The sequence below is a fragment of the Bosea beijingensis genome, from assembly GCF_030758975.1.
GTDB classification, from domain to species: domain Bacteria; phylum Pseudomonadota; class Alphaproteobacteria; order Rhizobiales; family Beijerinckiaceae; genus Allobosea; species Allobosea beijingensis.
In genome coordinates this window covers 4,082,683-4,097,097 of sequence record NZ_CP132359.1, presented here as the reverse complement: position 1 = coordinate 4,097,097, position 14,415 = coordinate 4,082,683, and the positions used below count along the sequence as shown (strand labels likewise).

At 66.4% G+C, this 14,415-nt stretch carries 7 protein-coding genes; 4 read left to right on the top strand and 3 right to left on the bottom strand.

Annotated elements, in window-relative coordinates; all coding sequences use genetic code 11:
- Positions 1-173 precede the first annotated feature (173 nt).
- From Q9235_RS19490 to Q9235_RS19475, 4 genes are read left to right on the top strand one after another with little or no spacing between them, the layout of a single operon-like run.
- Positions 174-1,607, top strand: a complete 1,434-nt coding sequence (locus Q9235_RS19490; RefSeq protein WP_306223448.1) for a cytochrome P450 — start codon at positions 174-176, stop codon at positions 1,605-1,607.
- 13 nt (positions 1,608-1,620) lie between these two features.
- On the top strand, positions 1,621-2,469 hold the full coding sequence (locus Q9235_RS19485) for a lysophospholipid acyltransferase family protein (protein ID WP_306223447.1): 849 nt from the start codon (positions 1,621-1,623) through the stop codon (positions 2,467-2,469).
- A gap of 41 nt (positions 2,470-2,510) precedes the next feature.
- Positions 2,511-3,332, top strand: coding sequence for an SDR family NAD(P)-dependent oxidoreductase (locus Q9235_RS19480; RefSeq protein WP_306223446.1), 822 nt, complete (start codon positions 2,511-2,513; stop codon positions 3,330-3,332).
- 58 nt (positions 3,333-3,390) lie between these two features.
- The gene (locus Q9235_RS19475) at positions 3,391-4,179 is read left to right on the top strand and encodes a hypothetical protein (protein ID WP_306223445.1); all 789 of its coding nucleotides are present in this window, start codon (positions 3,391-3,393) and stop codon (positions 4,177-4,179) included.
- A 39-nt stretch (positions 4,180-4,218) separates the two neighbouring features.
- Here Q9235_RS19475 and Q9235_RS19470 read toward each other — a convergent pair whose 3' ends face one another.
- From Q9235_RS19470 to Q9235_RS19460, 3 genes are all read right to left on the bottom strand, one after another.
- The gene (locus Q9235_RS19470) at positions 4,219-5,544 is read right to left on the bottom strand and encodes a glycosyltransferase family 4 protein (protein ID WP_306223444.1); all 1,326 of its coding nucleotides are present in this window, start codon (positions 5,542-5,544) and stop codon (positions 4,219-4,221) included.
- Positions 5,545-5,654: 110 nt separating this feature from the next.
- On the bottom strand, positions 5,655-7,007 hold the full coding sequence (locus Q9235_RS19465) for an aminotransferase class I/II-fold pyridoxal phosphate-dependent enzyme (RefSeq protein ID WP_306223443.1): 1,353 nt from the start codon (positions 7,005-7,007) through the stop codon (positions 5,655-5,657).
- Positions 7,004-14,383 (bottom strand): SDR family NAD(P)-dependent oxidoreductase, encoded by a 7,380-nt coding sequence (locus Q9235_RS19460; protein WP_422678216.1) that lies wholly within the window; start codon positions 14,381-14,383, stop codon positions 7,004-7,006. Before Q9235_RS19460 ends, Q9235_RS19465 begins: the two co-directional genes overlap by 4 nt.
- Positions 14,384-14,415: the final 32 nt, after the last annotated feature.

Genomic DNA, 14,415 nt, shown 5'->3' with positions numbered 1-14,415 from the left:
GCCGCGCACCGGCAGTCTTCCCTCCTCAACGAAGTCGTTTGCGCCAACGCCAATGTTCGTGAGAGAAAGCGGCACTTCAACGCACCGCCTAGTATCGGAAACGCTTTTTCACTATCCCCAGACGCGCGAGCTGCCAAGGTTTCTTGTCGCGGTCACTGCCGGCCACATGCTCCATGATCAGCCTCATTTCCAAGCGATATCGCGCCCCGCAGACCATCGAAACGCACAGTCCGGCCGAATTCGTTCCCGCTCATCCGCAGCCTTTGCCGCGTGATCCCAATCTCGTTCAGATGATCGTCGGCGCACGCCGCAACCTCATCGCGGTCTGGCCTGCAACCTCTTATCGCGCTGGCATCGACAGCTTCCGCGTCCTGCGCCGGCAGATCGTGTTCGTGAACAGCCCCGAGCATATCCGTCACGTCGTCGTCACCCGGCACGATAATTTCGAGCGTAAAAGCCCGCAGATGCGAAGGGCGCTCGAGGCCCTGCTCGGCGACGGGCTTTTCATCAGCGATGGCGAGACCTGGAAACGGCGCCGGCCGCTGGTCGCCGATATCGTCCATAAGCGCCGCCTGCCGGAATTCGGCCAGACGATGGAGGATGCGGCGCTCGCCGTCGCCGCCGAATGGGCCGAATTGCCCGCTGGCTCCGAGGTCGAGCTCACCGAGGAAATGGGGCGCCTGACCGCCGCGATCATTTCGCGCGCCGTCTTCGGCAACACGATCGCGCGCGAAGCCGCCCAACAGGTCATCGATGGTTTCAGCAGCTATCAGCGCCATGCCGATTCCTTCAATCTCGGCTATTTCCTGGGCGCCGACGAGGGTTGGCCGGCCTTCGGCGGCAAGCGCCGGCGTCAGGCGATCGCGATGGTGCATGGCGTCGTCGAGAGCGTCATCAACGCCCATCTCGCCGGCAAGGGCGATGCAGGCTCGATGGTCGACCTGCTGATCCGCCGCAACCAGAAGAGCGGGGGCGAGCCACTCGACGTCGCGGCCTTGCGCAACGAAGCGGCGACGATCTTCATGGCCGGACACGAAACCACGGCGACGACGCTGAGCTGGGCCTGGTATCTGCTCGCCAATGCGCCCTGGGTCCGGCAGAGCGTCCATGACGAGATCGCCGAGGTCTGCGGTGATCGGGTGCCGACGTTCGCCGACCTGCCGCGATTGCGCTGGTGCCGGGCCGTCATCCAGGAAACCCTGCGGCTCTATCCGCCGGTTCCCCTCTTGCCGCGGCAGGCGCGCGAGGCCGATCGCATCGGCCATATCGATGTCGAGAAATCCGCGCTGGTGATGATCGCGCCGTGGCTGCTGCACCGCTCTCCCGATCTCTGGGACAGGCCGAACCATTTCCTGCCGGAACGCTTCCTGTCGGGCGCCCGGATCGACCCCTTCGCCTATATCCCGTTCGCAGTCGGCCCGCGCATCTGCCCGGGCATGAATTTCGGCCTGGATGAGGCGACCTTGTGCTTGGCGATCCTGGCCCAACGCTTCGAGGTGTTGCCGCGGGAGGGTTACAAGGTCGAGCCTGTCTGCCGCTTGACGCTGCGGCCCAAGGGTGGTCTGCCAGCCTGCGTGGTCGCGCGCGCGCCGCGATACGGGATCTGACGGAACGATTGCCATGCAGGCCCTGGAGAGAGTGCTGCATCGCGCCCTGCGGCGCCTGCCGATCCCGCTCGTTTCCGACATCGGCGCAAGGCTGGCCTGGCTCAAGATCCGTTTTATCGATCCGAAGGTCGCCCGGAAGGCTCGCGACAATATCCGGCACCATTTTCCGGCGATGCCCGCGGCCGAGGTCGACAGGCTCGTCTGGCGCTTCGTCGACAATGTCGGGCGCCTGATGGCCGAATTCTCGATCGTGCATCGCTTTGCCGCGTCGGGACGCCTGGAATTCGTCGGCGCCGAAGCCGCGCGCGCCCAGGTGGGCAAGGTACCGACCATCGCGCTGTGCCTCCATCTCGGCAATTGGGAGGTGCTGGCTTCGGCCATGCAGATGATCGGCGTTCCGATCGCCTCGATCTCCGAAGTGCCGGAGAATGCCGCCCATCGCGACATCGCCGATGCCACCCGCAGCGGCTTCGACGTCAAGGTGCTGCCGCCCGACCGGAACGGGGCGCTCAGGGCGCTGTCGATACTGAAGGAGAACGGCGTGCTGGCCCTCTTCCCCGACGAGAAGCGGGGCGACACGATGATGGCGCCCCTGTTCGGGCGGCCTCCGCATGCGAAAGGCAATCTCGCGCTGGCGGCGAAGCTCGCCCGGCGCACCGGGGCGCAGCTCGTGGTGGTGTATTGCGAACGGTTGGAAGGCGCGCGCTTCCGGCTTCATTTCGAGGGGCCGTTCCATATGGATGCCGGGGTGAGCGGTCCGCTTGCCGATGTCGCCTTCCTCAACAGCCGGATCGAACCTGCGATCCTGCGCCATCTCGACCAGTGGTATTATCTCGACGACTCGATCGGCCCGATCGTGTGACCGCCGCAAGCCCCGCAGCCGCCAGATCGGAGAGCGCCTTCGTGCCAGCCCCCTCCCTTCAAAAGGTCGCCGTCATCTCCGGCGGATCGAGCGGGATCGGGCTGGCCTGCGCCCGTGTGCTCCTGGCGCAGGGTTATCGCATCGCCCTTCTGGCGCGCGATCCCGATCGGCTGCGTGAGGCCGCTACTTCGATTGGTTCAGACGCTGAAGCGCGTGTCGATCTCGTGCCCGTCGATGTCACCGATGCAGCCGCCTGCCAGGCAGCCATCACCGGCATCGCGTCCCGGCATGGGCGGATCGACTGGCTGATCACCTCGGCGGGCATCGTGGAGCCCGGCCTGTTCCATGATCTCGATCTCTCCGCCCACCGGGCGCAGATGGAGACGAATTACTTCGGGACGCTTCATCTGATCCAGGCCGCCGTTCCGGTGATGCGTGGGCATGGCGGCCGGATCACGCTGGTCTCATCCGGCGCGGCCTTCATCGGGATCGCCGGCTATAGCGGCTATGCGCCGGGCAAGTTTGCGGTGCGGGCGCTGGCGGAGATCCTGCGGCTGGAGCTCGCCGAGGACGGCATTACCGTAAGCTTCGTCGCCCCGCCCGATACCGAGACGCCGCAACTGGTCGGGGAAAGGCCGAAGCGTCCGCTGGTGACCCGTCTGGTCTCCGAGCAGGGCGGTACGATGACCGCACTCCAGGTCGCCGAGCGGATGATTGCACAGGCCGAGACTGGAGCCTTCTTCCTGGCGCCCTCGCGGACGATGGCCTGGCTCGCACAGTTCCATAGCCTGTACAGACCGGTCCTCGCATGGCAGCAACGACGCATCCTCAAGCGGAATAGGATCAACGATCCCAAATCATGAGTGCCTCGACACCCTACCCCACCGCGGTGCAGACCAAGCGTTACCTGCGGGACAGCGCATGATCTATATATGCTACGGCATTACCAAATCCGCGAGCACCTTTCTCTATCAGTTGACAGAGGAGATCTTTCGCGCAGCCGGCAGGCCGATCGTTCGTCTCGGGAAGCCGTTCCGGAAGCCGGATTCGATCGAAAACTATTTCAACTTCATCGATCACGATCTTCTCGCTGCGATCGAAAGCCACGCTGACGGCAAGGACGTCGTCCTCAAGACCCATGGCCCGCCCTGCGGCAACGTCGCGCAGATGGTGGCGGACGGGAGGATTCTCGCGAATGCATCGATCCGCGATCCCCGCGAGATCGCGCTCTCGATGATCGATCACGGCGACCGCTCGCGGCGCTGGCGAGTCTTTTCGTTCTCGGAGTTCGCGACGGTAGCGGACACGTTGAACGCGATCGATATCCAGCTCGGCGTCTTCAGGGACTGGGCTGCCGCCGGTCCCGTCGAAATCTTCACCTACAACGACATCTGCTATGACAGCGCCAGCGTCGTGCAGGCCATTGCGCGCCAGATCGGTGCGACGGTGGACAGCGCCAGCGTTCTCGACCGGTTCCGCCACAAGGGCAGCATCGGGCAGTTCAGCAAAGGCAAGGCGCTGCGCTACTCGGAAATGGACGCGGCCGACCAGACAATCTTCCTGGAGCGCTACGCCGACCTCTATGCGGCCTTCTCCTTCGAGACTGAAGCAGCACGCCGGGTAGCCGCGGAACAGGCCTCGCTCACGCTGCGTCCGACCGGCGAATTCGCCCAGAGGATCACCAATATCCGGCGCCGTTTCCGCATCTGATCGATGTTGGCGGCGGGGCCATCGCCAGCCGAACCTGCCTTAGCCGAGGACGCGATCGTAAACCGCCTTTACCCGCTCGGCATGCCGCGCCGGCGAGAAGAACTCGGCGCGCTTGCGCCCTCTGCTGACCAGTTCAGCGCGCAGATCGGCATCGGCGTCGAGCGTCCGGATCGCATCGCGGATCTCCTCGATATGGTAGGGATTGACCAGCATCGCCGCATCGCCGGCCACCTCCGGCAGGGAGCTGGTATTGGAGGTGATCACCGGCGTCCCCAGCATCATGGCTTCGAGGATCGGGAGCCCGAAGCCTTCATAGAGCGAGGGGAAGAGGACGCCGCGCGCGCCACGGATCAGGGACAGGAGCGAGCCCAGCGGCACATAGGGCAGGCGCTGGACGCGCCGCTCCGGCCGGATATGCGAGCCATCGAAGCGCCAGCTCAGCAGGCGCTCGTCCTTGAGCATCTCGACATCCTGCTCGTAGAGCCAGCCGAGGCCGCCGACCAGTATGAGCGGGCGCGTCGACCCCGAAGCCGCATAGGCTTCGACCAATCGCGAGATGTTCTTCTTGGGCTCGATGGCACCCAGGAACAGGAAATACTCCTTGAAGGCCAATCCGTAGCGGTTGTCGACGTCGCGCGCCGCCTCCTCGTCCGAAACGGACAGGACCGTCTCGCTCATCGAGACCGACTGCCAGGTATTGGTGATGCGATCGTCCGGTATCCTGAAGAACTCCTGGACGTCCTTGCGCGTGAACTCCGAGACCGTGACGATATGGTCCGCCTTCTCCACGAGATGCTTGATCATCGTGTAGAAGTATTTTTTCTTGTCGAGGGTCGCATAAGGCAGGCGCAGCGGCACGATATCGTGGATCGTGTAGATATTGGCCGCGCCCTTGACGAAGGCCGGTGTCGGGCGCGTCACATGGAACAGATCGTGCCGGCCCTCGGAGCGCACTGGCATGCGGTGCCCGAAGCGGTTGAAATGCATGGAAGCGCGCTCCCAGAGCCGGACCGCGCCATAGGTCGGATGGCTTCGCTCGGCGGAACCACCGGAACCGCGGTCGACGACGATGCGCGGGTTCGGCAGGCGCTGCGCCTTGACCCCGCCGGGGACGCCGGTCACCCAGTCGATCCCGCGTGCAACCAGCTTCAGCGGGTCAATCGCCTTCGGATCGACGGCATCGTTGAGAACCACTTCCGACAGGAGCGGGTCACGCCGGTTGACGCGCTGCTCGGTGCCGAGCAGCAGTTCCACGTCGTAGCCCAGACCTGTCGCCGTGCTTGCGAGGTTGCGGGCATAGGTGGCGATGCCGGTGCCCTGCTTGAGCATCGTCGCATGTGCTTCGAGGAGGATATTCTTCGGCACCGGCTCCGGCCTTTTCTTTCACAGTCTCGTTTCAAGCGCTGCCGAGGGCAGAGTGATGCGGCGAAGGCTGTGCGATCAAGCATTGATCGGAGCAGGCCGGCCGCGCGGCGTCAGCCCCGCAGGATCTGCTTCAGGGATGCATCGCCGAGATTCCGGATTTCCCGAACCAGGCCGTCGACGGCATCGTCGATCTGAGCGTCGCCATGCGTCGCGTTGATGAAGAAGCGCAGGCGCGCAGCCTTCTCGGGCACACCTGGCGGCACGATCGGGAAGGCGTTGATGCCTTGTTCGAGCAGGCGCTGCGCCAGTATGACGGTCGGCACGGTTTCGCCGATGACGATCGGGACGACGCCAAAGCCCCAGCTTTCGCCGGTATCGAGCCCGGCCTGCCGTGCGCGCGTGCGAAAGCGCTGCGACTGGCTCTGGAGCCGCGCGACACGCTCCGGCTCGCGCCTCATCAGGTCGAGCGCGACGGTGGCGGCGACCGCGTTCGATGCGGGCATTCCGACGCTGTAGACGAAGCCCGGCGCCTGGTGCTTCAGCAGATCGACCACGGCGGCGCAGCCGGCGACATAACCTCCGCAACTGACGAGCGACTTCGACAGCGTACCGAGCCAGAGATCGACGCCATCGGGCGCGACATCCTGATGCTCGAAGATGCCGCGTCCGCTCGCGCCCAGCACGCCGAGGCCATGTGCATCGTCGATCATCAGCCAGGCCGAGAAATCCTGCTTGATCGCGATGAGGCGCGCCAGATCGGGACCGTCGCCATCCATCGAGAACAGGCCCTCGCTGACGATCAGCACGCGCTCGAAGCGGTGCCGGTCCGTCGCGAGCATGGCTTCGAGCGCATCGAGATCGTTATGGGGAAAAAGCCGCCGCGTAGCGCCGGAGAGCTGGGCGCCGACCACGATGCAATTATGAATCAGGGCGTCATGCAGGATCAGATCCTTCGGCCCGAGCAATGTCGCGATCGAGGAGACTGCGCCGGCATGGCCCGAGACGAAGGCGATGCAGTCTTCCGCCTCGTAGTTGCGCGCCAGCGCCTTTTCGAGATCGCGATGGACGCGGCGCTCGCCGGCCGTGATCCGGCTGGCCGAGACCGAGGTTCCGAACACCGCTACGGCCTTGCCCACCGCATCTGTGATCTCAAGATGACCGTTCAGGCCGAGATAGTCGTAGGACGCGAAATTGACGACCGGCTTGCCGTCTATCACCGAGGTCGCGCCAGCCTGGGCATCGTGCAGACGGTAATAGGGGTTCTGCAGCTTGGCGAAATCGGCGAAGCCGCGCTGGAATTTCATCTGCTGGTAGAGCGGATGATCCTCGAAGGCCATACTGACGCGCGGCCGCGGCCGAACGGCGCGCGCGGCCGAGGCCGGCGCGGCACGGGGCGCCGCATTCATCTGCGCCAGCAGATCGGCCAGAGCGCCATCGGACAGAGGCTTGTTGTCATCGCTCATTCGGCGGCGCCACGGCTGGGCCGGCGAACCATCGCCTCGATCTCGCTAGCCTGCTTGGGCGAGATATCCATCTTCGAATGCACATTGGCGAGCCGGATGATGGTCGCCTGCATGTTCTCCGTCGGAGCCGGGTCGGTCTCTTCCTGATCCTGCGCCTGATCGAGCTGGTCGACGATCGTGCCGGCCATGTCGAGCAGGCTGCGGTCGCCAGCACCAACCACCGCGATCTGGACGCCGATGGCATTCTCGAGCGCCATGTGGAGTTCGAGCGCCATCAGCGAGTCGAGGCCGAGATCGGCGAGCGGGCGCGTCAGGTCGACCTTGCCTTCCGCCATACGCAAGATCTCGGCGACCTCGCGGCGGAGCACACCGGTAACGATTCCGATCGCCTCCTCGCGGCTCTTATCGCGCAAGCTGGAGCCGAGGTCTTCGGCATGGGCGGCCCGCGCCTCGCCGCCCGGCTGGGCGAGATTGAGGAAAGCCGGACTCTTGAGCAAGGCGAGTTTCTCGCCCCCAGAGCCGGCCGAAAGCCCAGCATAGAACTGCACGGGATCAGCCGCTTCGCCCAGGCTGAGCAGACGGCCAAGATGCGCCAACGCCTCGAAGGCGCGCATCGGCACAACGCCCGTCGCCCGGCGCAGGCGCTGCCCGAGCTGCTTGTCGCGCGCGATCAGGCCGACATCCGCGATGGCGCCCCAGCCGATGGCGAGACCGGGCTTGCCCCGGCTGCGGCGGCCACGCATGAAGCCTTCGAGGAAGCCGTTGGCGGCGACATAGGCGCCCTGCCCCGGGCTGCCGATCAGCGTCGTCGCCGATGAATAGGCGACAAAGAGATCGAGATCCTGGTCCTCGGTCGCGTCCGAGAGGTTGATGATACCGTCGACCTTGGTCCGCAGCACCGCCTGCAGACGCTCCGGCGTCAAATTGGCGATCAGCCCGTCGTCGAGATGCACGGCGGCGTGGATGACGCCCCGCAGCGGTCCATATTCCCGCGCTAGACGGCCGAGCGTCGCGGCGACGGCAGCCTTGTCGCAGACATCGAGCGTTTCGACGACAACCTCGGTGCCGCTCCCGTGCATCTCGGCAAGCTGCGGAGCAAGTTCGTCATCGACGGCGCCGCGCCGGGAGAGCAGCGCGATCTGCGAAGCTCCCTTCCGCGCGAGCCATTGCGCCGTTGCGAAGCCGAAGCCGGTCGTGCCGCCGACGACGACGTAGAGGCCGGGGCGAGCGGCATAGTTCAGCGCGGCGAGATCAGTCCGCGCCGCGCGCGGCGGGCGGATCACGATCTTGCCGACATGCTCGGAGGCCTGCATCGTCCGGAACGCCGCGCCGACCTCATAGGCTTCGAAGCTGCGATAGGTCAGAGGCCGCAGCCCTTGGCTTGCGAAAGCCTCGGACAGCTTCGTCAGCATCGCGCGAACCAGTGCAGGGTCGGCCGCCAGCAATTCGTCGAGATCGACGCCGCTATAGGCGATGTTGCGCAGGAACGGCCGCAAGGCGAGCTGCGTGTTGTCGAGGAAGTCCCGCTTGCCGAGTTCGAGGAAGCGGCCGAAGGGCTTGAGCAGGCGGAAGCTCGCCAGCATCGCTGGTCCTGCCAGCGAGTTCAGCACGACATCAACGCTGCCGATCCGCTGGCGGATCTCGTCCGCGAAACGTTCGCGGCGGGAATCGAAGACCGCATCCGCGCCTGCCGCCGTCGCGATGGCGCGTCGCGCATCGTTGCTCGCCGTGCCAAGGACCTGCGCTCCGTGCAGCTTGGCAATCTGGATCGCGGCGAGGCCGACGCCGCCGGCTGCGCCATGCACCAGGACCGTCTCGCCGTCACGGACATGACCGCGCTCGACGAGAGCATACCAGGCGGTCGCGAAGGCCACGGGGATGGTCGCGGCAGCTTCGAGGTCGAGCCCTTCCGGAACCGGGAAGAAATGCCAGTCGGGACATGTGATGTGCGAGGCGAAGGCACCGGCAGCAAAGCCCATCACGGGATCGCCCGGCCGCAGGCGCGTCACGCCGGGGCCGACACGGCTCACCCGGCCAGCGCATTCGAAACCAAGCGCGGCGCGCGTCAGGCCGGCGCCAAGAAGATCGTCGTCGAGGAGCCCGAGGCCGACCATGACATCGCGGTAGTTCAGGCCAGCGGCAACGACCTCGACCTCGATTTCGCCCTTGCCCGGTTCCTGGCGCGATTGCCGCAGCCATTCGAAACCGTCGAGGCCGACGCCATCGGCGAAATGCAGGACGGCGCGTTCATCGCTACCGAGCAGCGCATCACGCTCCATGCCGCGCCGGATGCGACCGATTTCAATGCCGGAAGCGGCGATCCGCAGCTCCCGCTCGGCATTGTCGGCCTTCAGGATAACGGCGAGGTCCGCCGCCGGCGCCGACGAGGCGATCTCGACGAGACGGAGGTCGATCTCGGGAAACTCGTTGATTGCGACGCGGATGAAGGCGTGGATGCTGGCTTCCTCGCCAGCCCCGGCGTTGTCGCCGGCCGAAGCAGGCCCGGTCAGGACCAGCATCCGGTACGGACGTCGGGCGGCAGTGAGCAGCTTCAGTACCGTGATCAGCGCCTCGATGCGCTGGGATAGCCGGTCGAGGACGATCGTATCGGCTGCGTCGGGCGCGACGATGACGGTTGCGCGTGCGCCGTCTGGCAAGGTGTCGAGCCAGCCGGCAAGCTGCTCGACCCGGTCGCTTGCGAACAGCGTCGCCCCCAACAGGCCGTAACGGTCGCGTGGATCGACCGCGCCCTGTCCGGTCACGATGGCGATGGCGTCCGACGCATGATGCGACGCCGAGGCCGGAGCGGCGCGAGCGCTGATCAAATCCAGCGCGCCGTCCGGGCTCTGGGCCGGCTCGATCGCGGTCGCACGCATCTCCTCGACAGCACGGCGGATTCCGGCCGGCCCGCCGGGCGGCAAGCTCCTGCCATCCTGCCAGATCGCGGGCGTCGCCGCGCCGAGCAGGAACGACAGATGCACGTCGTCGCCGGGCTGGGCGAGCAGGATCGGCGCATCGCCGGCCATCAGCTTCAGCGCGCCACGCATCGCCTGTGCATTCGTCTCATGAAGCGGAGAGAGCGGTATGTCGAAGCCGATCAGCGCATCGAAGCGGCTCGGAGCGGCTTTCGCGGTACCGTCGATCACCAGCATGTCGAAGAGGCTGCCGATCCCCGGCCAGTGCCGCTGCTCGTCGGCCCGCTCGGCATTCGCCACGGCGAAAGTCGCCTGGATGCGTCCGGCCTGGACGGCCTCCGCCAGCGCCTCGGTCAGCCCGCCATTCCAGCCGCCCGCAACGAGCACGCGCAGCGGGCGCGAGGCGGACGCGGTCCAGCCGCTGAGCGCCTGTCTCGCCACGTCGCGCATCGACGCGGAAGTGCCGAGGAGGTCCCACTGGTCATGAGAAAAGCCGCTAGAGCGGGCGTCGATCTCGCCCCGGCGCAGAAACGGGGCGATCTGTACCAGCGCTTGCGCCGCCAGACGCAGTTCGCGGTTGGCGGCCGGGAAGCGCTGCTGGAGCGTGCCGAGCAGGGCCTGGGGCGACGGCATGGCGAATGTCGCGGAGAGACGCGTGCCGTCCCCGGCACTGTCCAGCCCGCCGGCCATCGCGAGAATATCCCTGGCCATGCCGAAGAGCGGTTCGGCGACGGCGGCGACCTTGCCTTCCCTCAAGACGCCTTCGAAACTGCCGCCGGCTTTGGTCGAGAGCAGATCGCGGCAGACGCTCTGCGCCAGCGAGATGGCAAAAGCCTTCAGCAGCAGCGAGAGTTGCCGCGCCTCCTCGGAGCCGTCACCGCCGCTATCGGCGAACGCGACAGCCGGCAACGCGACCGGCGCGATCGCGAGATGGTCTTCGCGAAAGGTCCGCTCGATCATGAACGGCTTGACGAGATGAACCGAGCGCAGCACCGCGGCCTCGATCGAGGCGACGCGCCCGCCGTCAGCGTCCATCAACGAGACGGAGAGCGTCTTGAAGCGATCGGTCTCGGTCTCCAGCTTCGTCACCGAATGGGTGACGCTTACCCCCGGCTTCCAGACCCGGACATGCCGGAAGCGAATCGGAAGATGCGCCTTGCGCTCGCCGTCCCGGTTGGGACGGGCCAGGAAGAGACCGTGGAAGCTGGCATCCAGCGAGACCGGATGCAGCACATGCCGGTCGTCATAAGCGCCGGTTCCGCCCTCGGGAACGAGGAGGCGGCTCTCGCCGACGGTCTCATCCCGGAGCGTCGAGATCACCGCCCGGAAACGCGGCCCGTAATCGAGTCCGGCCCGCTCGGCCGCCGCATAGATCTCCGCCGTCTCGCTCAGGATCGGGGCATGGACGGTCGGGAGCGGCGGCAAGGGCAGCGTCGCGGCGTTCGGCAAGGGGGCGAGCGCGCCGCGCGCGTGCAGTATCCAATCGCCGCTGGCGAAGCGCCGGCGGCTCCAGATCTCAACGGTGCCGGTATGCTCGAAATAGCGGGTCGAGACCTCGCGCGTCTCGTCCTCGCCGAAGGTCATCGCCTTGGTGATGTCGAATTCCGCGATCTCCAGCGCCACCTCTCCGAACAGCTCGCGGCCAGCGGCCAGTGCGAACTCGATCAGCGCCGCAGCCGGGATGACCACACCACCATCGACGCGGTGATCGTCGAGATAGGGTAGCAGGACCGGGTCGAGCAGATTCCGCCACTCCGCCGAGCCGTCCGAAACGCGCGGCCCGAGCAGCGGATGCAGCGGCGTGCTCGCGATCAGGCGGCCATGGGCGTTGATCGCCTCGGCCGTCCCCTCGAAGCGGTAGTCCTCCGGCTGGAAGGGATAGGGCGGCAGCGGCTCGACCATCGCCGGCGCGGCGCCGAAAACCGCCTCCCGCTCATGGGCGACACCGTTCGCCACCATGCGCGCGACAACCCCGCGGATCGGATCGCGCTCGGCAGGGTCGCTGGCCGCCAGCGTCGGCAGCACCGGATTCTGGGCCTCGCTCGCCCGCAGGACATCCGAAATCGGCCCGACCAGAAGCGAGCGCGGCGCAATCTCGACAAAGGCCGCATCGGGATGGGCGGCCAGCGCGGCCGCGACCGCATCGGCGAAACGAACCGGCCGGCGGATATTGTGCCACCAGTATTCCGCATCGAGATCGCCTTGAGCCAGGGCTTGCCCCGACACCGTCGAATAGAACGGCACGCGCGGCGGTTGCGCCGCGATCATGCCGAGATCGGCGACAAGCGCCTCCTGAACCTCGTCGAGCGCCCGCGAATGGAAGGGGTAGTCGACATGCACGGGAACGCCTGCGATGCGGCTCTTGCGCGCCAGTCGCGCGAGGGCATCGAGCTGGTCGGCAGGGCCGGAGACAGTCGTCGAAGTCGCGCTGTTATAGGCGGCGATGTCGACACCCTGCGCGTTGGCTTCGGCGAGCAGCTCCTCCACCCGCGATGCGGGACAGGCCAGGACCAGCATCCGGCCCTTGCCGCGCACCGTTTCCTGATGGTGACTGCGCTTGTGCATCACCCGCAACGCATCGCGCCGGGAGATCAGGCCGGAGCATTCCACCGCCGCGATTTCCCCGACGCTATGGCCGAGGATGCCGACGGGGCGGATGCCGTATTCAGCGAGAACGGCGGCGAGCGCCGACTGGACCGCGAAAATCAATGGCTGCGCGATCGAGGTCCGTTCGAGCTCCTCGTCAGACACGCCGTCGCGCAGGAACTCGGTGATCGACCAGCCAGCGATCTCTTTATAAATTCGGTCGATCTCGTCGACCTCATGCCGGAAGGCGGCATTGACGCGATAGGCCGCGCGCCCCATCCCGACGAATTGCGCGCCATTGCCGCTGAACACGAAGACCGCAGGCCGCGCGGCGCCGTGAACCACGGCCGCGGAGCTGTCCTTGCGGGAATCCGAGTTCTGCGCGAAGGCGCGTAGGCTGGCCGCCACATCCGCCGCCGCGGTTGGTTTCTCCGGGAGGGAAACGGCAAGCCGGTGCGGTAGCCATTCGCATTGATAGGCAAGCGCGCTTGCGATCCGCTCGATAGGGCGGTCGCCTGAGATCGCCTCGGCGGCCTGCAACGCACGCGCCTTCAGCGCTTCGGCCGTGCTGGCAGAAACCAGCAGCATCTCGGCCGGCCGGGAAACCCCAGCGCTTGCCCTACCCTGCTCCTCGCTACGCGCCGAGCGCAGGATCGCGTGGCCATTGGTCCCGCCGAAGCCGTAATTGCAGATTCCCGCGACGAGATCGCGGCCATCGGACGGCAAGGCGAGGGGCTCGACGAGAGGCTGCAGATTGAGATCATCGAAGGGGATCGCCGTGTTCGGCGTCTCGGAGAACAGCGACCGAGGAACGAGGCGATGCTCCAGCGCCAGGCTTGCCTTGAGCAGGCTCGCGAGCCCCGAAGCCGCCTCCAGATGGCCGAGATTCGACTTGATCGAGCCTATCGGCAGCGGCGCAGCGCGATGCCGGCCGAGCGCCTCGCCGATCGCCGCAGCCTCGATGGGATCGCCGATCTTCGTCCCAGTCCCATGCGCCTCGACGAAGGCCAGGACATCGGGGGCAAAGCCTGCGTTCCGATAGGTCATTTCGATCAGCTGCTGCTGCGTATCCTGCGACGGCAGCGAGATGCCGTTCGTCCGGCCATCGGCATTCGTCCCGGCAGCGACGACGACGCTGCGGACACGGCGGCCATCCGCGATCGCCTCGGTTTCCCGCTGAAGCACGAGCACGACCGCGCCTTCGGAGCGCACATAGCCGTCGGCGGCCTCGGAGAATGGCCGGCACAGCCCCGTCGTCGACAGCATGCGCGCCTGAGAGAAGCCGATAAAGGGCACCGGCGAGAGCAGCATGTTGACGCCGCCGACAATCGCAAGATCGACATCCCCGGCACGCAGTGCCGCCACCGCCTGCGCCAACGCGATGAAGGATGAGGAACAGGCCGCATCGACCGTGAAGCTCGGCCCCTTCAGGTCGAAGACGTAGGAAAGCCGGTTCGCCAGGATCGACAGGGCATTGCCGGTCATGAAATGGCTGCCGATCACCGCCGGATCGAAGGCGCCGGCGCTCTGGTAATCGGCGAGCGAGGCGCCGACGTAGACGCCGACATTGCGGCCGGCCAGGGTCGATGGCGGCAGGCCGGCATCCTCGAAGGCGCGCCAGGCAGTCATCAGCAGCAGGCGCTGCTGTGGATCCATCTGCTGGGCTTCGCGCGGGGAGATACTGAACGGCGTCGGATCGAACCCGAACGCATCGTCGAGATAGCCGCCGGCGAAACTATAGGAAAATCCGGGGGCAGGATCGCCCGGGCGCAGGAAGCGCTCGACGTTCCAGCGCCCGTGCGGCCGCTCCGAGACGACGTTTCGGCCTTCCAGCAGCAGCCGCCAAAGCGATTCGAGGCTATTCGCACCGGGCAAAATGCAGGAAGCGCCAATGATGGCTGCCCCTA